Here is a 19,906-nt window from a genome sequence, read left to right as displayed (position 1 = left end):
CTTAGAGTATCGCGGTATCGTTTTGTTTTGCAGCACTATTTTTATTACATTCACTCAAATCATATTACGCCTTGTTTCATCTTTGTTGTTGATGTTTTATCATGCCTGCAAAGATTAAATAATCAGCATTTACCCGCCGTATCCTGGAGTTGTTTCGTGTCAGATCAGATTATCGCCCGCGTCTCGCAATCCCTTGCCAAAGAACAGTCACTGGAAAGCCTGGTCCGACAGCTTCTGGAGATGCTGGAAATGGTCACTGATATGGAATCAACCTACCTGACCAAAGTGGATGTCGAAGCGCGCCTGCAGCATATAATGTTTGCCCGTAACAGCCAGAAAATGCACATCCCGGAGAATTTTACCGTCTCGTGGGATTACTCGTTATGCAAACGCGCCATTGATGAAAACTGCTTTTTCAGCGATGAAGTCCCCGACCGTTGGGGCGACTGTATTGCGGCACGAAATCTTGGCATCACCACATTTCTGAGCACGCCAATTCACTTACCGGATGGATCATTCTATGGCACGCTTTGCGCCGCCAGCAGTGAGAAGCGCCAGTGGAGTGAACGCGCGGAACAGGTTTTGCAGTTATTCGCCGGACTGATTGCACAATATATTCAAAAAGAGGCGCTGGTTGAACAGCTGCGCGAAGCCAATGCCGCACTGATTGCGCAATCGTATACCGACTCGTTAACCGGGCTACCGAATCGGCGGGCGATTTTTGAAAACCTGACGACGCTGTTTTCTCTTGCGAGGCATCTTAACCATAAGATAATGATCGCATTTATCGATCTGGATAACTTCAAATTAATCAATGATCGTTTTGGTCATAATAGTGGCGATCTGTTTCTTATTCAGGTTGGCGAGCGCCTTAATACGCTCCAGCAAAATGGCGAAGTTATTGGTCGTCTCGGCGGTGATGAGTTTTTGGTTGTTTCACTGAACAATGAGAATGCAGATATTCCATCGCTGCGAGAACGTATTCAACAGCAAATACGCGGAGAATATCACTTAGGTGATGTTGATTTGTATTATCCTGGTGCCAGTCTTGGCATAGTAGAAGTCGATCCTGAAACGACCGATGCAGACAGCGCCCTGCATGCTGCCGATATCGCGATGTATCAGGAGAAAAAACACAAACAGAAAACCCCTTTTGTCGCGCATCCAGCGCTACATTCCTGAGGCGTATTCACATCCTTTTGATTGGTGATAACATGCGAATCGGTATTATTTTTCCGGTTGTAATCTTTATTACAGCGGTCGTATTTTTAGCATGGTTTTTTATTGGCGGCTATGCTGCCCCGGGAGCATAAAGATGAAAAAAACAACGATTATTATGATGGGTGTGGCGATTATTGTCGTACTCGGCACTGAGCTGGGATGGTGGTAACGTCACATCTAGAAAATAGCAAAGGCTGCCTGTGTGCAGCCTTTGTGCAATTTAAGCGTTAACTTTTAATCTTTCTGTAGATAAACAGCACGACAATCGCGCCAATAACGGCAACCACGAAGCTGCCAAAATTGAAGCCATCGACTTTACCAAAGCCAAACAGCGTGCTGATCCATCCGCCGACTACGGCACCGACTATCCCCAGCAGGATAGTCATAAAGAATCCACCACCATCTTTACCTGGCATGATCCACTTCGCCAGAATACCGGCAATAAGCCCAAAAATAATCCATGACAGAATGCCCATTGTTTCCTCACTTATCTGTTTTGCATTAGCGGGTTAGTCGCTGATAAAAAGCATAGCACAACATCAGGAGGGCAAGATTTGTGACAAGCATCACGGAGGATTTTTTTGCAATGGCGCAGAAATTGCGCCATCTACGATCAGTGATAATTACCAACCACAAACATCATGTTCGTTTTCCGTGTCATAAGAACGCACGGTATTCACCAGATCTTTTATCACTTCAGCCGCCACTTCTGGCACCAGCAAAGTCATCGGCGTCTCTGTTTCATAATCGACAGAAACGCCATTACTGTTATTGGTGACGGTCACGGTATACGTTGCTTTGCCCATGATTCATTTCCCGTTATGAATGACTTTTCGTTGTTGCGCGCCTTCCATCAGGACTTCAGGAGCAACGAAGAAGTCAATGTTGAAATAAGTGTCGTCAGTCATGGCTTCAATGTTGTGCCACTTTTCTGGCGGAAACACCGCAAACTGCCCCGCTTCGATAAGGATCACCTGATCAGGCTCTGCACTGTGTTCATCAGCGTAGCCGAGATATTTGACCGCCCCATGCATAACGGAAAGGCGTGGGTATACCCCTGGGCGCGTTCCTTTATCAAGATGACGTTCGAATATTCCGGCAGGCGCAGTTTGTTTATTCCAGAAAGGCGTTGAGCGCGTATGAATATAATTCTGTGGGATTTGCAGCATCCTTTTCCCTCCTTCGATGAATGTGCTGAAAACAGTTTATTTCAGCCGTTTCAGGGTACGCCTGATAATTTGCATTTTAAATACCATTTATTGATTACTTTTTAGCACCGTATCAGAGAAGAATCAGGGAGGATTACAGGTGGGAAGCCCGCGACAACGCGGGCTGAATGCATCAGGACTGGAGCGTCGCCAGTCGGGCGGCGAAACCCACAAACATCAAACCAATCAGTGAGTTGCCCACTTTAGCCAGTTTCTTTTTGGTACGTATGTACTGCGTGACAAAAGCACCAGAAATAATCAGGAAGCTCAAATAGCAGAAACTCACCAGTTCCAGCGTCGTCGCCAGAATAAAGAATGAAATTCCCGTATGTGGAGCATTAACATCGATAAACTGTACAAAAAACGACACATAGAACAAAATGGCTTTCGGATTAGTCAGGCTCAAAATTAACGCGCGCTTAAAGATGGCTCCGTATTGGGGCTCGTCGGATTTGACCTCGCTATTTTTACCCTTCAGGGTCGCGTAGAGAATTTTACTCCCCAGGTAGAGCAAATAAAACGCACCAAGATAACGTACAATGTTGAATAATATCGGGGTGGTTTTAATTAATGTCGCCACTCCGGCCCATGCCAGAAACATCAATACTGCATCGCCAATAAATACGCCACAGGCCGCAAGATAGCCGCCTTTGATACCGCTACTGACGCTATTTTTGAGTACAAACAGGGTATTTGGCCCTGGCACCAACACAATAAAAATGGCTCCAACCAGATAGGTCCAGTAATTCAGTACCCCGTATTCAGCGAACACATTAACCTCTTTAATTATCTATCGATCATGCGCGATTAAAGGTGAATATGCTAACCAATCTCTAGCGGCTTAGAAAGGAGAAAATCAGGGTTTAACCTGATATCAACCCGATAATTGAATCATTAATCAGGCGTGGTCCAGTGAAAAATTCGGGTAGTGCTCGGCAAAATACTGGCGTAAAAATTCTACCGTTATCCGCACTTTCGCTGACGTCGCCAGCCTTGAAACATAAACGGCCCAGACATTTGCTGGCTGGTAATATTCCGGTAGCACTTGTACTAAATGACCACTGGCAATGTTTTCGCTAACATCCCACCAGGAGCGCAGAGCAATCCCCTGCCCATCGAGACACCACTGATGGACAATTTCTCCATGATTAGACGACAGTGGGCCGGTAACTTTAATCGCATGGTGGCCTTCTTTATTGCGTAATTGCCAGACACCAAAAGGATGATCGCGCTCTTTAATGACCAGGCACGGCAATGCAGAAAGATCGGTTAAATGTTTCGGCGCGCCATGTTGCGCAATAAATTCCGGCGACGCGCAGAGAATGCGGTAATTGGTCGCCAGTTTGCGGGCGATTAAATTAGGGGCGATGTCATCGCCAATGCGAATATCGAGATCGACGCCTTCATTGACCAAATCGACCAACCGGTCTTCCACATCAAAACGTAATTCCAGTTGCGGATACGCTTTCGCAAGCGCTGATAACGCCGGAGCCACTACCTGTCGTCCAAAACCAAAGCTGCTGATAATACGCAGCATCCCCTGCGGCACCTGACGCACGTCAGAAAGTTCGTCCATCATTTGACCGACATCCTGCAAAATCCGCTGCGCCCATTCATAAATCCGCTCTCCTTCTTCGGTAATGGTGACGCGGCGGGTGGTACGGTGTAACAACACCACGTTTAGCGTTTGCTCCAGCAAGGCGATGCGCTTGCTGACGAACGCCGGTGAAACGCCCAATTCTTCTGCCACGGAAGCAAAACCAGCCCGGCGAGCCACCAGCATAAAGACGCGCAAATCGTTCAGCAGCGGTAAATTATTCATGATTCGTGTTTTATGTTTCACCAGTTACGGGGATTAATTCCTTTTCAGTCAATTATAGGATGAGGGTATTGTCAATTTTGATGGTCAGGAAGTGAGAACCCAATGATGAAAACGATGCGTATTGCTGCGATCCCGGGAGACGGGATTGGCAAAGAAGTCCTTCCTGAAGGGATTCGCGTGTTACAGGCTGCCGCTGAGCGCTGGGGCTTCGCCTTGAGTTTTGAGCAAATGGAGTGGGCGAGCTGCGAGTATTACAGCCATCACGGTAAAATGATGCCGGACGACTGGCATGAGCAACTTAGCCGTTTCGACGCCATCTATTTTGGTGCCGTCGGCTGGCCGGATACCGTTCCGGACCATATTTCGTTGTGGGGTTCGCTGCTGAAATTTCGTCGTGAGTTCGACCAGTACGTCAACCTGCGCCCGGTTCGTCTCTTTCCTGGCGTTCCCTGCCCGCTGGCGGGAAAACAGCCTGGCGACATCGATTTTTACGTGGTCAGGGAAAACACCGAAGGCGAATATTCCTCGCTCGGCGGTAGAGTGAATGAAGGTACAGAGCATGAAGTCGTCATTCAGGAATCGGTATTTACTCGTCGTGGTGTCGATCGTATTTTGCGCTATGCCTTTGAACTTGCGCAAAGCCGCCCACGTAAGACGCTAACTTCTGCCACTAAATCGAACGGTTTAGCCATCAGCATGCCGTACTGGGATGAGCGAGTGGAAGCAATGGCTGAGAATTACCCGGAGATCCGCTGGGACAAGCAGCATATTGACATTCTCTGCGCACGTTTTGTGATGCAGCCGGAACGCTTCGATGTGGTAGTGGCGTCCAATTTGTTTGGCGATATCCTTTCCGATCTTGGCCCGGCCTGCACCGGCACCATTGGCATTGCCCCATCCGCCAACCTGAATCCGGAACGCACTTTCCCGTCGCTCTTCGAGCCAGTCCACGGTTCCGCGCCGGATATCTACGGGAAAAATATTGCTAACCCTATCGCCACGATTTGGGCCGGTGCAATGATGCTCGATTTTCTCGGCAATGGCGATGAGCGTTTCCAGCAAGCGCATAACGGTATTCTGGCCGCGATTGAAGAAGTGATTGCTCACGGGCCGAAAACACCTGATATGAAAGGCAATGCCACCACGCCACAGGTTGCCGACGCGATTTGCAAAATTATTTTGCGTTAAGGTCAAACCAGTTTATTTGAACCGCGTCACTGACGCGGTTTTTTTATTCGTTCTTTGCAGTAAATAACCTGCGTCATTTCACCTTTTATTGTTTCCGTTTCGTGTTTTATGGCTTTCCGTATTCTTAATTGTTTAATTTATGTAACATGTAAATAATCAATTTGTTAAACACAACATACAACTCATACCCTGCAAATAATTACAACTGGCAAAAGCCAGAGGCGGGCTTTTATGCCCAGGAGATGACTCATGATGAGCAATGTTAAGAAAAAAGATGTGCCGTTGATAAGCATCAGCCTGGTGGCCATTCTTTTCATCGCAGCTGCATTAAGCCTTTTCCCACAACAATCGGCCGACGCGGCCAACGCAATATACACTTTTGTTACGCGTACGTTAGGTTCCGCCGTACAGGTATTGGTTTTGCTGGCAATGGGACTGGTGATTTATTTAGCCACCAGTAAATACGGCAATATTCGTCTTGGCGAAGGAAAACCGGAATACAGCACGCTCTCCTGGCTGTTTATGTTTATTTGTGCCGGTTTAGGTTCTTCTACGCTTTATTGGGGGGTTGCTGAATGGGCCTATTATTATCAAACGCCTGGATTAAATATCGCACCGCGTTCACAACAGGCACTCGAATTTAGCGTTCCCTACTCCTTCTTCCACTGGGGCATCAGCGCCTGGGCAACTTATACGCTGGCCTCATTAATCATGGCTTATCACTTTCATGTGCGGAAAAATAAAGGGCTGAGCCTTTCCGGCATTATTGCTGCTATTACCGGCGTTCGCCCGCAAGGCCCGTGGGGGAAACTGGTCGATTTGATGTTCCTGATCGCCACTGTCGGCGCACTGACCATTTCCCTTGTTGTCACCGCAGCAACCTTTACCCGTGGGCTTTCCGCGCTGACCGGTTTACCCGATAACTTTACCGTACAGGCATTTGTGATTCTGCTTTCCGGCGGCATTTTTTGCCTAAGCTCGTGGATTGGTATCAACAACGGTTTGCAACGTCTAAGCAAAATGGTTGGCTGGGGCGCGTTCCTGCTGCCATTACTGGTGCTGATTGTCGGTCCAACCGAATTTATTACCAACAGCATCATCAATGCCATCGGCCTGACCACGCAAAACTTCCTGCAAATGAGCTTATTCACCGATCCGCTTGGCGATGGTTCATTTACCCGCAACTGGACCGTTTTCTACTGGCTGTGGTGGATCTCATACACCCCTGGCGTAGCAATGTTTGTCACCCGAGTTTCGCGCGGTCGTAAGATTAAAGAAGTTATCTGGGGACTGATCCTCGGCAGCACCGTCGGTTGCTGGTTCTTCTTCGGCGTAATGGAAAGCTATGCCATTCATCAGTTTATCAATGGCGTAATCAACGTCCCACAGGTGCTGGAAACGTTGGGCGGTGAAACTGCCGTTCAACAAGTTCTGATGTCATTGCCAGCCGGTAAATTATTCCTCGCCGCATACCTGGGCGTGATGATTATTTTCCTTGCCTCGCATATGGATGCGGTGGCCTACACTATGGCGGCGACCAGTACGCGAAATCTTCAGGAAGGTGACGACCCTGACCGTGGTCTTCGCCTATTCTGGTGCGTGGTGATCACCCTGATCCCGCTTTCCATCTTGTTTACCGGTGCTTCGCTGGAAACAATGAAAACTACCGTCGTCCTCACTGCCCTTCCCTTCCTCGCCATTTTACTGGTGAAAGTCGGCGGATTTGTTCGCTGGCTGAAACAGGATTACGCCGACATTCCGGCTCATCAAGTTGAACATTATCTCCCGCAGACACCGGTTGAAGCCCTGGAAAAAACGCCAGTGCTCCCTGCGGGAACCGTATTCAAAGGCGACAACTGAGCGCCATCATCCTAACGATAAAGGTATCCCTATGAGCAATCTGAGACCTGACTTTGTACTACCCGAAAATTTTTGCGCTAACCCACAAGAGGCGTGGACCATTCCTGCCCGTTTTTATACCGATCAGAACGCGTTTGAACACGAAAAAGAGAACGTCTTCGCCAAAAGCTGGATTTGCGTCGCTCACAGCAGCGAACTGGCGAATGCCAATGATTATGTGACGCGTGAGATCATTGGCGAAAGCATCGTGCTGGTACGCGGTCGTGATAAGGTTTTGCGCGCGTTCTATAACGTTTGCCCGCACCGTGGTCATCAGTTATTGAGCGGCGAAGGGAAAGCGAAAAATGTGATTACCTGCCCGTATCACGCCTGGGCATTCAAACTCGATGGCAACCTGGCCCATGCGCGTAACTGCGAAAACGTCGCCAATTTCGATAGCGACAAAGCGCAACTGGTTCCAGTACGTCTGGAAGAATATGCCGGATTCGTCTTCATCAACATGGACCCCAACGCCACCAGCGTAGAAGATCAGTTACCCGGTCTGGGGGCGAAAGTGCTGGAAGCCTGCCCGGAAGTCCATGACCTGAAACTGGCGGCCCGCTTTACCACCTGCACGCCTGCCAACTGGAAGAACATTGTCGATAACTATCTCGAGTGCTATCACTGTGGTCCGGCGCATCCAGGTTTCTCCGACTCCGTTCAGGTTGATCGTTACTGGCACACCATGCACGGTAACTGGACGCTGCAGTACGGTTTCGCCAAACCGTCCGAACAGTCTTTCAAATTCAAAGAGGGCACGGATGCGGCATTCCATGGTTTCTGGCTGTGGCCGTGCACGATGCTGAACGTCACCCCGATCAAAGGCATGATGACGGTCATTTATGAATTCCCGGTGGATTCTGAAACTACCCTGCAAAACTACGATATTTACTTCACCAATGAAGAGTTAACCGACGAGCAAAAATCACTGATTGAGTGGTATCGCGACGTGTTCCGTCCGGAAGATTTACGTCTGGTTGAAAGCGTACAGAAAGGGCTGAAATCGCGTGGCTATCGTGGTCAGGGGCGCATCATGGCCGACAGTAGCGGTAGCGGAATTTCCGAACACGGTATCGCCCATTTCCATAATCTGCTGGCGCAGGTGTTTAAGGACTAATGACATCGGCGGCGGTATTTTCCGCCGCTGGGCTGATTTTTGATGGAGTACAGCAATGTCAAACTACCAAATGTTTGAAGTTCAGGTGAGCCAAATTGAACCGCTTACCGAACAGGTGAAACGCTTCACGCTGGTGGCAACCGATGGCAAACCATTACCTGCATTTACCGGAGGAAGTCACGTCATTGTGCAGATGAGCGATGGTGATAACCAGTACAGCAATGCGTATTCACTGCTGAGTTCGCCGCTCGATACAACTCATTATCAGATTGCCGTTCGACTGGAAGAAAACTCGCGCGGTGGTTCGCGCTTTTTGCATCAGCAGGTGAAAGCAGGCGATCGGTTGACCATTTCGACGCCTAATAATCTGTTTGCGCTAATTCCCTCGGCCAGAAAGCATCTGTTTATCGCGGGCGGTATTGGTATTACTCCTTTCCTGTCGCACATGGCAGAGTTGCAATACAGCGACGTCGACTGGCAGTTACATTACTGCTCGCGAAATCCAGAAAGTTGCGCATTTCGTGATGAGCTAGTCCAGCATCCGCATGCCGAGAAAGTCCATTTGCATCATTCATCAACCGGAACACGACTGGAATTAGCGCGATTATTGGCGGATATCGAACCTGGCACACATGTTTATACCTGTGGCCCCGAGGCGCTAAATGAGGCGGTAAGAAGTGAAGCTGCGCGTCTGGACATCGCCACCGATACGCTGCACTTTGAGCAATTTGCTATCGAAGACAAAACCGGCGATGCATTTACGCTGGTGCTTGCCCGTTCCGGAAAAGAGTTTGTGGTGCCGGAAGAGATGACTATTTTGCAGGTTATTGAAAATAGTAAAGCAGCGAAAGTGGAATGTTTATGTCGTGAAGGGGTATGCGGAACCTGCGAAACGGCAATACTGGAAGGTGAAGCTGACCATCGGGATCAGTATTTTAGCGATGAAGAGCGTGCCAGCCAGCAAAGTATGTTGATCTGTTGTTCACGCGCGAAGGGTAAACGCCTGGTGTTGGATTTGTAGTTTGCCGAAGCCGGATGTGGCGCTGAGCGCACCCAGTCCGGCTTCGGAAGATTTTACTGTGGATATTCCTGCAATAAATTGTGTAATGCTTCCGCCATCAGCTCACCACGCCAGCCGGAAATCAGCTCCGGCAAATTGTTCTGCGGTTTCAGTTTCCAGTGCCAGTTCAGCAGCTGGTTGATTTGCCGACGCGATGCCAGCAATTCGGCGCTGATCTTGTGTGTTTCGCTCACGTCAGTAATCAGCGACTTAATCGCTTTAAACGCTTTACGATAACCCGGCATGTCCATCAGGTTAAGCATCGGCTGCGGTAAGGCCTCTTCCGGCAATGTCTGCGCTTTTTCCACCAGCGCCAGCAGCGTTTTACCGTGAAAGCGGATTTCGCTACCGGATAAGCCCAGGCTGTCCAGTTCGCCTAAACTTCCCGGCATATAACGCGCTACCGACCACAAATGCTCTTCACGCACGACAAAGTTCACCGCCAGATCGCGCTCCCGCGCCTTACGCAGTCGCCAATCGGCTAACAGTTGCAGACAGGCCAGTTGGCGTGTGCGTAACTGCCAGGCATTGGTGATATCACGCCAGGCATCTTCCGGCGCAACGACTTCCTGACGACGCATTTGCATCAGGCGGCATTCATCCAGCGCCGCAGGTAGCCAGCCGGAGGCCTCCGTTTCTACCATAAGCTTTGCGGTGATCGGTAACAGATACCAGACATCCGCCGCTGCGTATTCACACTGACGTTCAGTCAGCGGTCTGGCCAGCCAGTCGGTGCGCGATTCACTCTTGTCCAGCGTAACGCCGGAATACTCTTCCACCATGGAAGCAAAACCCCATGACATCGGGCGTCCGCAGAAGGCAGCAAGGATTTGCGTGTCAATCAGGGGTTGTGGTAATTCGCCAAAGACATTGAGGAACACTTCCAGATCTTCACTGCCTGCATGGAGAAATTTTGTGATGGACGGATCGCGCAGGATCGCTTTCAGCGGTGACCAGTCGGTGATCCCGAGAGGATCAATTAGCGCCAGATGCTCGCCATCGAAAAGTTGAATTAGACCCAGCTGCGGGTAATAGGTGCGCGTACGAACAAATTCAGTATCCAGGGCTATCGCCGGAAAGGCACGGACAGCTTCACACAAAGAAGCCAGCGCATCGTCCGTGGTAATCATTTGGTAATTCAAATTGTATTCTCTTTAGTGGGCGTCAAAAAAAACGCCGGATTAACCGGCGTCTGACGACTGACTTAACGCTCAGGCTTTATTGTCCACTTTGCCGCGCGCTTCGTCACGTAATTCTCGTCGCAAAATTTTTCCGACGTTAGATTTCGGTAACTCATCACGAAACTCCACCAGCTTCGGTACTTTGTAGCCCGTGAGCTGACGGCGGCAAAAAGTCACCAGTGACTCTTCGGTAAGCGATGGATCTTTTTTCACAACGAAGATTTTCACCGCTTCACCACTTGAGCCGGAAGGTACGCCAACAGCCGCGACTTCCTGTACGCCAGGATGCTGCATGACGACATCTTCAATCTCGTTGGGATAGACGTTAAAACCGGAAACCAGAATCATGTCTTTTTTGCGATCAACGATGCGTAAGAAACCTTCTTCGTCCATTACGGCAATGTCGCCAGTGTGTAGCCAACCGTTTTTGATGATTTCATCGGTAGCATCCGGACGCTGCCAGTAACCCAGCATCACCTGCGGTCCTTTGACACAAAGCTCACCCGGTTGACCCGGTGGTACTTCATTATCATCATCATCCACCAGTTTGGCTTCCGTCGACGGCACCGGCAAACCGATGCTACCACTATGATAATCAATATCATACGGGTTAACGCTGACCAGCGGCGCACACTCGGTCAGGCCATAACCTTCCAGCAGATACTGTCCGGTCAGTTTCACCCAACGTTCTGCCACCACTTGTTGAACAGGCATACCACCGCCTGCAGAAAGATGCAGACTGGAGAAATCCAGCTGCTGGAACTCTTTATTGTTCAGCAACGCATTGAACAAGGTGTTAACGCCGGTTATCGCGGTAAACGGATATTTCGCTAACTCTTTTACCAACCCTGGAATATCGCGCGGGTTAGTGATAAGCAGGTTCTGCCCACCCAGTTCGATAAACAGCAGGCAGTTAATGGTCAGTGCAAAAATGTGATACAGCGGCAGCGCCGTCACCACCAGCTCTTTGCCCGGATGCAACAGCGGACCATAGGTCGCGTTAACCTGTTCCAGGTTCGCCAGCATATTGCGGTGAGTCAGCATCGCGCCTTTCGCCACACCAGTGGTACCGCCGGTGTATTGCAGGAAAGCTAAATCTTCCGGCACCAGTTCGGGTTTGACGTACTGCATCCGGTAGCCGTTGTGCAGGGCGCTACGAAATGAAATGGCATCTGGCAGATGGTATTTCGGCACCAGACGCTTGATGTATTTAACAACGAAGTTGACTACCGTGCCTTTTGCCGTAGATAGCTGATCGCCCATACGGGTCAGAATTACGTGCTGAACGGCGGTTTTATCAACCACTTTTTCCAGAGTGTGGGCAAAGTTAGACACGATAACAATCGCCGATGCGCCGCTATCGTTAAGCTGATGCTCAAGTTCACGCGGGGTATACAACGGGTTAACGTTTACGACAATCATCCCGGCACGCAAAATGCCAAACAGCGCCACCGGATATTGCAATAAATTAGGCATCATCAACGCAACGCGATCGCCTTTCTTCAGTCCCAACCCTTGTTGCAAATAAGCGGCAAACGCGCGACTGCGTTCTTCCAGTTTGCGGAAGGTCATCACCTCCCCCATATTCACAAACGCGGGTTGATCGGCGTAGCGCGCGACCGACTGCTCAAACATATCTACCAGAGATTGATAACGGTCAGGGTTGATCTCCGTCGGAACGTCCGCGGGATAACGGTTAAGCCAAACCTTCTTCAATTCTTCACCTCTAAAATGCGTGTTCGTCGTCATCGCAACCCCAAATGATATACATGCCGTTAACATAATATTAACTCATCATACCAGCTTGATAATTACCCAACGAAAAGGTTGCGAAGCGCGTCACTATTTATTTTTATCTTTACCGTAAGAATGCAGAAACAGCGGACCAGCCGCTGTTTCTTTTTCTTTAAAAACAAGCAATTATTCAGTTACAACAGTTTGTACTCTCGCGGGGCCGGGATTATACCAGCCCCATCCACCGTAGCCATAGGGCCAGCCACGACCGCCATAAAACCATGGATCAATCGGCTGAGGCGGCATAATCACCTGCTGGGTTAAATGCCAACGTTTGTAACCCGTTACCTGCATCACCATAAATTTATAGGGCGTGTTGCCGATTTTGCCGTCAACCGCACCGGTGATTGGCCCGACTACCGTAACCAGTTGTCCACGGAAATCCACCGGATCAAGAAAACCGTTCACATCGGCATAAATGCGCCCGCGTGAAGGTTCTCCCAAAGTTGGTCTGGCTCCGCTGTCGAGCGGTACGGTAGCAATTTCCAGGCGGGTTTTCCCTTGCTGGTTTTGTACCGCAACCACTTTGCCACCAAAGCGAGCCTCCTGACCAACGTACAGCTGCGGCGCACTCATCACCCGAACTAAATCTTGTTGCGGCGTGGGACTGTTGCCTTTAATGGCGTCCGGCACAGTGACACAACCGCTCAGCATTAGCGCAAACGTACCTGCCAGTATGCCTTTGATAACATTCTTTTGAACCGCCATGATGCGACTCCTTTTTTTCTCAGGGCATACTCTTAAGATTCATTCTTTGCCCGGAAGTTTCTTCCATGCGACGTTGTTACGTAAATAAACCGGTTCGGCATGTTCCACCGCCACCGTTTTACCCTCGGCAAACATCTGACAAGCAATCGGCAGCATATCTTCTGCAGCGGGCAGTAACACATCGCCATCGCGCAGGGCCAACCCGCTCTCTTTACCGAGATCCGGCCAGGCTTGCCAGCCCGTACCCACGGTTACCCATTCGCCGGAAAGCTGTTGCAACCGTTCATGAACGAGTTCTGGTTTCAGTACGGCTTCTGTTTCTTCGCCGTGCCAGACGCCGTTTTCATCGCGCTGATATTCGGCCCAGTAAACTTCCCCCATTCGCGCGTCAATGGCTGCCAGCACGCGGGTTGCGCCGTTTTTGCGCCACGCCCCTTGCGCCATGGTCATGAGCGTGGAAACGCCAATCATCGGCAGATCCGCGCCAAGCGCCAGCCCCTGCGCAATACCAATACCAATGCGCACGCCGGTAAAGCTACCGGGGCCGCGCCCGTAAGCCAGAGCGTTAATATCAGTCAGGGAAGTTCCGCTGGTGGTCAGGATATCCTGCACCATCGGTAAGATTCGTTGAGTATGTTCACGAGGGCAAAGCTCAAAATGAGCGTTGACAGTGCCGTCGTTCCACAGGGCGACAGAGCAGGCCTCTGTCGCGGTATCGATAGCCAGAATTCGCATGGGTCTTCGTGCTTAGATCAATAAAAAGGCGCGCATCATACCATACTCCATCACAAATTACCTGGAGGATGGTATCGCAAGGAAACGAACCGCACGGGCAATGTCACGGGTGCGCGGCGCGGGCGGCAGACTGGCGAGAAACGTCGCGCCGTAAGGGCGCATCACCAGCCGATTGTCGCAAATCACCAAAACCCCTCGATCGTCGGCATCGCGAATCAGTCGCCCTACCCCCTGCTTGAGAGTAATGACCGCATCCGGCAGCTGTACTTCATCGAACGGGTCGCCTCCGCGCAAACGGCAATCTTCCATGCGCGCTTTTAATAGTGGATCATCCGGTGAGGTAAACGGCAACTTGTCGATAATCACCAATGACAATGTATCGCCACGCACATCCACCCCTTCCCAGAAGCTGCTGGTTGCCACAAGAAGCGCGTTACCGGCGCTGACAAATTGCTGCAACAGTTGCCCTTTGCTGGTTTCCCCCTGCAACAAAACGGGAAGCGTCATGGTAGCGCGGAACTGCTCGGCCAGATCGCGCATCATGGCGTGCGAGGTACAAAGCATAAAACAACGACCGTTGTTAGCCTCGATGATCGGTCGCAACATTGCCGCCAGTTGCCGTGCGGAGCCCGGTTGATTGGTTTGCGGCAGGTTGCGCGGCACACAGAGTAACGCCTGGCGGCTGTAATCAAACGGGCTGGGTAACAGCAACGACTCTGCCTGTTCAATGCCAAGCCGCGAGGTAAAATGATGCAGATCGTCATTCACCGACAGCGTTGCTGAGGTAAAGATCCAGCTACCTGGTTTTTGCGCCATTAACTCTTTGAATTTATCCGCCACGCTGAGCGGCGTGAGCGCCAGAGTAAAATGGCGCGAAGTGCATTCATACCAGTAGCTGTAACCCGGCTGGTTAATCTCTTTCAGCCGTTTAAGCCGCGTACGATAAAGTGTGGCGCGTTCAAATGCTGCATCCAGCAAGGCGGAACGCCCCAGCGACAATTTCGCTACGTCATAACAGAGTTCAAGGGTGTCATCGAGCAGTAAAAATGCCCGCTGAATTTGCGGATTAGCTAACAGTTCGCGCAGGTTGCCACGATAACCTGGCTCACCTAATTGCAGGCGAAAATCCTGCGCGCTCTGGGCAAGGCGGTCGGCGCACTTTTGTAACTGCTGGGTGTCTTTTAATTCGGTGCGGTAGGCGATGGTGATGTCTTTTGCCAGGTCGAGCAGTTGTCGACTGGAGAGTGACTGACCAAAATACTGGCTGGCAATGTCAGGCAGTTGGTGGGCTTCGTCGAAGATCATCACGTCAGCTTCCGGGATCAGTTCGCCAAATCCACTCTCTTTCACCACCATATCCGCCAGAAAGAGATGATGGTTTACCACCACCACATCGGCGTCCATCGCTTTTTTGCGTGCTTTGACCACAAAGCAATCTTTATACATCGGGCAGTCGCTGCCAAGGCAGTTGTCGTTGGTGCTGGTGACCAGCGGCCACGCCTGTGAATCTTCCGCCACGCTGACACAGGTGCTGATATCACCATCCACTGTTTGATTAGACCAGGAGCGCAGGAGGATCACATCACTTAAGGTTTGTACTGGCAAATCGCCGCCCGCCAGCGCCTGCTGTTCGAGACGTTCGAGGCAGAGGTAGTTTGAGCGCCCTTTCAGCAACGCCACGTTGCCCGTGTATTTCAACGCCTTTGAAACCGTTGGCAAATCGCGGCTGTAGAGCTGATCCTGCAACGCTTTTGAGCCGGTCGAGATAATGACTTTCTTTTTCGCCCGCAGCGCAGGGGCCAGGTAAGCGTAGGTTTTGCCCGTACCGGTTCCTGCTTCCACCACCAGCGGCTGGCTTTTTTCTATCGCCTGGGTGACGGCTACCGCCATCTGTCGCTGTGGTTCACGCGGCTTAAAGCCTGGTATCGCTTTTGCCAGTTGGCCGTCTGGTGCAAAATCGTCTGTCACACTACCCCCTGTTGATTTGAACAGGGATTATGTCAGGATGAGGGCGCTTTCGCCAGTTGAAGTGGTGACGGCGACCTCACATTGTGGCAGTCTTTGCAGCACGAAAATGGAAGGATAATGAGGACAAAATGATGACTATCGTTCGTATCGATGCTGAAGCCCGCTGGTCTGATGTAGTAATCCACAACAACACGCTCTACTACACTGGTGTACCGGAAAACCTCGACGCCAATGCCTTTGAGCAAACCGCCAACACGCTGGCGCAGATTGACGCCGTGCTGGAAAAACAGGGCAGCAATAAATCGAGCATTCTGGATGCCACCATTTTCCTGGCTGATAAAAACGACTTCGCGGCGATGAATAAAGCGTGGGATGCCTGGGTTGTCGCGGGTCATGCGCCGGTGCGCTGCACGGTACAAGCGGGTTTGATGAACCCGAAGTACAAGGTTGAAATTAAGATTATCGCGGCGGTTTAATTTCAGAAAAAGAATTCTGTCACGGCAAAAGTCGCACAATAATTTATCGAAAACACTGGCCGACTTTGAATAAAACGGTCAGTGTTTTAGATGTGTAATACCCCTTCAGGTCATTTATTCTTCATTTTTATCGATTCGTTGTTATTTATACACAATTGATATTAATCAGCAAAATCAAATTATTATGCTAACTCCCTGATTAGCCTACTTTGGTTTTCTTCTTGCTATCTTTCTTGCTTGAAAACCTGGGCTGAAGCGTTTCTACTTACAGTTAATTTGCGGTACATCACTACATAACAGACTATGACCTGCTACCTTTAAAACACCTGAATGTCAATAGGTTAACTAATGAGATATCGTTATAATCCCTTTGATATTGGACGCAATTTAAGGTCATATATAGCCTTATTGTTCACATGGTTAATTTTAAGGAAAAGAATATGCCTGCAGTAATAGATAAAGCTCTGGATTTTATTGGTGCCATGGATGTATCAGCATCAACACCAAGTTCTATGAATGAAAGTACGGCGAAGGGAATATTTAAATATTTGCATGACCTGGGTGTACCCGCCAGTTCCGCCGATATTACTGCGCGAGCCGATCAGGAAGGCTGGAATCCTGGATTCACGGAAAAAATGGTGGGATGGGCAAAAAAAATGGAGTCTGGTGAACGTATTGTGATTAAAAACCCAGAATACTTTTCGTCGTACATGCAGGAAGAACTCAAAGCACTGGTTTGAGTTAATTCTCTATCAGCAAAAATTGACCAGGGCGCTTTTGTTGACCACATAAAAGCGTCTTTTTCTTGCCATCATAAACCCCGCCAAATTCAATCAACCAACACAGCCCCGTTAATCCTTGGATAAAACTCTGCGGGCCAGACAGTTCGTTTGTCATAATGCGCCCCGTTAAAACAAACATTCTGAAGATGTGTCGATGAAAAATTAGCACCTCTTAAATCGGTGTCGGTAAAATCTGCCCCACAAAGTCGTGCATGCCTAAAATCAGCATCAATGGGTCGTGACTGAGCAAAATTACAATTGGTCAGATCGGCGCTGTTTAACCAGGCACACATCAGTGCGCTGGACGAGAGGTCGGCCCCAATCAGGGACGCGTTGATAAAACTGATATTACGCAGATGCGCATGATTAAACCGCGCGCCGTCCAGGCACATACCGTCAAAAATGGCACGATGTAAGTTCATGCCGGAAAAATCCCAGCCGATGAGGCTATCCGTATCAAGATACAGGGCGTCATCCGTGACGAAATCGATACGGATCATTTTGTGTTACTCGTCTTCATCCTCAAATCGCGCCACAATCCGCTCACCGGAATGGTTAGCACGCAACTCTTCTGCCACCAGCGCGATTGCCTGGCCGCTGCTCATCCCCTGTGCCATCAGTTCCTGGATCCGCTCAACGGCTTTTTGCTGCTGTTCATGGGTGAGTGAAGGTAAACCTGCAAACATTGTTAACTCCTGCTAAATTGTTGGCGCTAATTATTTCATGCTACCCGGCACATAGCCAGTAGAGTCAGGACTGATGAAGACGTTATCTCCCGCTGTGATTACTTTACCCTGGCGTCAGGACGCCGCTGAATTTTATTTCTCCCGCTTAAGTCACCTGCCGTGGGCGATGCTTTTACACTCCGGCTATGCCGATCATCCATATAGCCGCTTTGATATTGTGGTCGCCGAGCCGATTTGCACTTTAACCACTTTCGGTAAAGAAACCGTTGTTAGTGAAAGCGAAAAACGCACAACGACCACTGATGACCCGCTACAGGTGCTCCAGCAGGTGCTGGATCGCGCAGACATTCGCCCAGCGCATAACGAAGATTTGCCATTTCAGGGCGGCGCGCTGGGGTTGTTTGGCTACGATCTGGGCCGCCGTTTTGAGTCACTGCCAGAAATTGCGCAGCAAGATATCGTTCTGCCGGATATGGCTGTGGGTATCTACGACTGGGCGCTCATTGTCGACCACCAGCGTCAAACAGTTTCTTTGCTGAGTCATAATGATGTCAATGCCCGTCGGGCCTGGCTGGAAAGCCAGCAATTCTCGCCGCAGGAAGATTTCACGCTCACTTCCGACTGGCAATCCAATATGACCCGCGAGCTGTACGGCGAAAAATTTCGCCAGGTACAGGAATATCTGCAAAGCGGTGATTGCTATCAGGTGAATCTCGCCCAGCGTTTCCATGCGACCTATTCTGGCGATGAATGGCAGGCATTCCTTCAGCTTAATCAGGCCAACCGCGCGCCATTTAGCGCTTTTTTACGTCTTGAACAGGGCGCGATTTTAAGCCTTTCGCCAGAGCGGTTTATTCTTTGTGATAATAGTGAAATCCAGACCCGCCCGATTAAAGGCACGCTACCACGCCTGCCCGATCCTCAGGAAGATAGCAAACAAGCAGAAAAACTGGCGAACTCAGCGAAAGATCGTGCCGAAAATCTGATGATTGTCGATTTAATGCGTAATGATATCGGTCGTGTTGCCGTAGCAGGTTCGGTAAAAGTACCAGAGCTGTTCGTGGTGGAACCCTTCCCTGCCGTGCATCATCTGGTCAGCACCATAACGGCGCAACTACCAGAACAGTTACACACCAGCGATCTGCTGCGCGCAGCTTTTCCTGGTGGCTCAATAACTGGAGCACCGAAAGTACGGGCTATGGAAATTATCGACGAACTGGAACCGCAGCGACGCAATGCCTGGTGCGGCAGCATTGGCTATTTGAGCTTTTGCGGCAACATGGATACCAGCATTACTATCCGCACGCTGACTGCCATTAACGGACAAATATACTGCTCTGCGGGCGGTGGAATTGTCGCCGATAGCCAGGAAGAAGCGGAATATCAGGAAACTTTTGATAAAGTTAATAAGATATTACGCCAACTGGAGAAGTAAGACGTGGAATACCGTAGCCTGACGCTTGATGATTTTTTATCGCGTTTTCAACTTTTGCGCCCGCAAATTAACCGGGAAACCCTAAATCATCGTCAGGCTGCCGTGTTAATCCCCATCGTCCGTCGACCGCAACCGGGGTTGTTGCTGACTCAGCGTTCGATTCATCTGCGTAAACACGCCGGACAAGTGGCATTCCCTGGAGGTGCAGTCGATGACACGGACGCGTCAGTTATCGCCGCTGCGCTGCGCGAAGCTGAAGAAGAGGTTGCTATACCACCTTCCGCCGTCGAAGTTATCGGCGTGCTGCCGCCCGTCGATAGCGTCACTGGCTACCAGGTAACGCCAGTGGTCGGCATTATCCCGCCCGATCTGCCGTATCGCGCCAGTGAAGATGAAGTCTCGGCGGTGTTTGAAATGCCCCTCGCCCAGGCGCTGCATTTAGGCCGTTATCACCCGTTAGATATCTACCGCCGTGGCGATTCACATCGGGTATGGCTGTCCTGGTATGAACAGTATTTTGTATGGGGAATGACCGCAGGCATAATTCGTGAGCTGGCGCTGCAAATTGGTGTGAAACCCTGACTATACTTATCTTTACATCTACAAAACACTACTTGAGACAATCA

Annotated in this window: 23 protein-coding genes; 11 read left to right on the top strand and 12 right to left on the bottom strand. The window is 50.1% G+C overall.

Annotated elements, in window-relative coordinates; all coding sequences use genetic code 11:
• Positions 1 to 156: 156 nt before the first annotated feature.
• Genes dgcP through yoaJ form a run of 3 tightly spaced genes read left to right on the top strand, consistent with a single transcriptional unit; the run spans position 157 to position 1,390 of the window.
• Positions 157 to 1,182 carry a diguanylate cyclase DgcP gene (gene dgcP / locus AABJ99_RS10810; protein ID WP_001559244.1) on the top strand — a complete coding sequence of 342 codons (1,026 nt, stop codon included), beginning with the start codon at positions 157 to 159 and terminating at the stop codon, positions 1,180 to 1,182.
• 32 nt (positions 1,183 to 1,214) lie between these two features.
• Positions 1,215 to 1,313, top strand: coding sequence for a YoaK family small membrane protein (gene yoaK, locus AABJ99_RS10805; RefSeq protein ID WP_001219350.1), 99 nt, complete (start codon positions 1,215 to 1,217; stop codon positions 1,311 to 1,313).
• A gap of 2 nt (positions 1,314 to 1,315) precedes the next feature.
• Entirely contained in the window at positions 1,316 to 1,390 is a 75-nt protein-coding gene (gene yoaJ / locus AABJ99_RS10800) for a protein YoaJ (RefSeq protein ID WP_001386836.1), read from the top strand.
• Between the two features lie 58 nt (positions 1,391 to 1,448).
• Here the strand turns inward: yoaJ and yeaQ are convergent, their stop codons facing one another.
• The 5 genes from yeaQ to dmlR all read right to left on the bottom strand — a co-directional run bounded on the left by yeaQ (position 1,449) and on the right by dmlR (position 4,251).
• Positions 1,449 to 1,697: a GlsB/YeaQ/YmgE family stress response membrane protein gene (gene yeaQ / locus AABJ99_RS10795; RefSeq protein ID WP_000512153.1), complete on the bottom strand. Its 249-nt coding sequence runs from the start codon at positions 1,695 to 1,697 to the stop codon at positions 1,449 to 1,451.
• A 147-nt stretch (positions 1,698 to 1,844) separates the two neighbouring features.
• Complete coding sequence (gene yoaG, locus AABJ99_RS10790; protein WP_000513737.1) at positions 1,845 to 2,027, bottom strand: DUF1869 domain-containing protein; 183 nt, start codon at positions 2,025 to 2,027, stop codon at positions 1,845 to 1,847.
• 3 nt (positions 2,028 to 2,030) lie between these two features.
• Positions 2,031 to 2,390 carry a DUF1971 domain-containing protein YeaR gene (gene yeaR / locus AABJ99_RS10785; protein WP_000939317.1) on the bottom strand — a complete coding sequence of 120 codons (360 nt, stop codon included), beginning with the start codon at positions 2,388 to 2,390 and terminating at the stop codon, positions 2,031 to 2,033.
• 172 nt (positions 2,391 to 2,562) lie between these two features.
• Complete coding sequence (gene leuE, locus AABJ99_RS10780; protein ID WP_000457194.1) at positions 2,563 to 3,201, bottom strand: leucine efflux protein LeuE; 639 nt, start codon at positions 3,199 to 3,201, stop codon at positions 2,563 to 2,565.
• Between the two features lie 126 nt (positions 3,202 to 3,327).
• Positions 3,328 to 4,251, bottom strand: a complete 924-nt coding sequence (dmlR, locus tag AABJ99_RS10775; protein WP_039020770.1) for a DNA-binding transcriptional regulator DmlR — start codon at positions 4,249 to 4,251, stop codon at positions 3,328 to 3,330.
• Positions 4,252 to 4,353: 102 nt separating this feature from the next.
• Between dmlR and dmlA the strand changes: the two genes are divergently transcribed.
• The 4 genes from dmlA (at position 4,354) to yeaX (ending at position 9,476) form a co-directional block, all read left to right on the top strand.
• Positions 4,354 to 5,439 (top strand): multifunctional D-malate/3-isopropylmalate/tartarate dehydrogenase, encoded by a 1,086-nt coding sequence (gene dmlA / locus AABJ99_RS10770; protein ID WP_000978494.1) that lies wholly within the window; start codon positions 4,354 to 4,356, stop codon positions 5,437 to 5,439.
• Between the two features lie 249 nt (positions 5,440 to 5,688).
• Entirely contained in the window at positions 5,689 to 7,299 is a 1,611-nt protein-coding gene (gene yeaV / locus AABJ99_RS10765) for a BCCT family transporter YeaV (protein ID WP_039020735.1), read from the top strand.
• Positions 7,300 to 7,330: 31 nt separating this feature from the next.
• Positions 7,331 to 8,455 carry a carnitine monooxygenase, oxygenase subunit YeaW gene (gene yeaW, locus AABJ99_RS10760; RefSeq protein WP_039020734.1) on the top strand — a complete coding sequence of 375 codons (1,125 nt, stop codon included), beginning with the start codon at positions 7,331 to 7,333 and terminating at the stop codon, positions 8,453 to 8,455.
• Between the two features lie 55 nt (positions 8,456 to 8,510).
• Positions 8,511 to 9,476 (top strand): carnitine monooxygenase reductase subunit YeaX, encoded by a 966-nt coding sequence (yeaX, locus tag AABJ99_RS10755; protein ID WP_039020733.1) that lies wholly within the window; start codon positions 8,511 to 8,513, stop codon positions 9,474 to 9,476.
• 53 nt (positions 9,477 to 9,529) lie between these two features.
• Here the strand turns inward: yeaX and rnd are convergent, their stop codons facing one another.
• The 5 genes from rnd to yoaA all read right to left on the bottom strand — a co-directional run bounded on the left by rnd (position 9,530) and on the right by yoaA (position 15,901).
• A complete protein-coding gene (rnd, locus tag AABJ99_RS10750) occupies positions 9,530 to 10,645 on the bottom strand; it encodes a ribonuclease D (protein WP_001303529.1) in 1,116 nt (371 codons plus the stop codon).
• 81 nt (positions 10,646 to 10,726) lie between these two features.
• Positions 10,727 to 12,412, bottom strand: a complete 1,686-nt coding sequence (fadD, locus tag AABJ99_RS10745; protein WP_000758422.1) for a long-chain-fatty-acid--CoA ligase FadD — start codon at positions 12,410 to 12,412, stop codon at positions 10,727 to 10,729.
• A 204-nt stretch (positions 12,413 to 12,616) separates the two neighbouring features.
• The gene (gene yeaY / locus AABJ99_RS10740) at positions 12,617 to 13,198 is read right to left on the bottom strand and encodes a Slp family lipoprotein YeaY (RefSeq protein WP_000290557.1); all 582 of its coding nucleotides are present in this window, start codon (positions 13,196 to 13,198) and stop codon (positions 12,617 to 12,619) included.
• Between the two features lie 39 nt (positions 13,199 to 13,237).
• The gene (gene tsaB / locus AABJ99_RS10735) at positions 13,238 to 13,933 is read right to left on the bottom strand and encodes a tRNA (adenosine(37)-N6)-threonylcarbamoyltransferase complex dimerization subunit type 1 TsaB (RefSeq protein ID WP_039020732.1); all 696 of its coding nucleotides are present in this window, start codon (positions 13,931 to 13,933) and stop codon (positions 13,238 to 13,240) included.
• A 57-nt stretch (positions 13,934 to 13,990) separates the two neighbouring features.
• Positions 13,991 to 15,901 (bottom strand): ATP-dependent DNA helicase, encoded by a 1,911-nt coding sequence (gene yoaA / locus AABJ99_RS10730; RefSeq protein WP_000128869.1) that lies wholly within the window; start codon positions 15,899 to 15,901, stop codon positions 13,991 to 13,993.
• 131 nt (positions 15,902 to 16,032) lie between these two features.
• Here yoaA and yoaB point away from each other — a divergent pair, with 131 nt between their 5' ends.
• On the top strand, positions 16,033 to 16,377 hold the full coding sequence (yoaB, locus tag AABJ99_RS10725) for a RidA family protein (RefSeq protein WP_024218636.1): 345 nt from the start codon (positions 16,033 to 16,035) through the stop codon (positions 16,375 to 16,377).
• A gap of 440 nt (positions 16,378 to 16,817) precedes the next feature.
• The gene (gene yoaC / locus AABJ99_RS10720) at positions 16,818 to 17,117 is read left to right on the top strand and encodes a DUF1889 family protein (RefSeq protein ID WP_001112000.1); all 300 of its coding nucleotides are present in this window, start codon (positions 16,818 to 16,820) and stop codon (positions 17,115 to 17,117) included.
• An 89-nt stretch (positions 17,118 to 17,206) separates the two neighbouring features.
• Here yoaC and AABJ99_RS10715 read toward each other — a convergent pair whose 3' ends face one another.
• Both AABJ99_RS10715 and yoaH read right to left on the bottom strand, forming a co-directional pair.
• The gene (locus tag AABJ99_RS10715; protein WP_000618093.1) at positions 17,207 to 17,659 is read right to left on the bottom strand and encodes a pentapeptide repeat-containing protein; all 453 of its coding nucleotides are present in this window, start codon (positions 17,657 to 17,659) and stop codon (positions 17,207 to 17,209) included.
• A 6-nt stretch (positions 17,660 to 17,665) separates the two neighbouring features.
• On the bottom strand, positions 17,666 to 17,845 hold the full coding sequence (gene yoaH, locus AABJ99_RS10710) for a YoaH family protein (protein WP_000457334.1): 180 nt from the start codon (positions 17,843 to 17,845) through the stop codon (positions 17,666 to 17,668).
• Positions 17,846 to 17,918: 73 nt separating this feature from the next.
• Here yoaH and pabB point away from each other — a divergent pair, with 73 nt between their 5' ends.
• A complete protein-coding gene (pabB, locus tag AABJ99_RS10705; RefSeq protein WP_039020731.1) occupies positions 17,919 to 19,280 on the top strand; it encodes an aminodeoxychorismate synthase component 1 in 1,362 nt (453 codons plus the stop codon).
• 3 nt (positions 19,281 to 19,283) lie between these two features.
• On the top strand, positions 19,284 to 19,862 hold the full coding sequence (nudL, locus tag AABJ99_RS10700; protein ID WP_000456725.1) for a CoA pyrophosphatase: 579 nt from the start codon (positions 19,284 to 19,286) through the stop codon (positions 19,860 to 19,862).
• Positions 19,863 to 19,906 lie beyond the last annotated feature (44 nt).

Origin of the sequence: Escherichia coli, assembly GCF_036503815.1 — a bacterium.
GTDB lineage: Bacteria > Pseudomonadota > Gammaproteobacteria > Enterobacterales > Enterobacteriaceae > Escherichia > Escherichia coli_F.
This window is presented reverse-complemented; position numbering and strand designations above follow the sequence as displayed.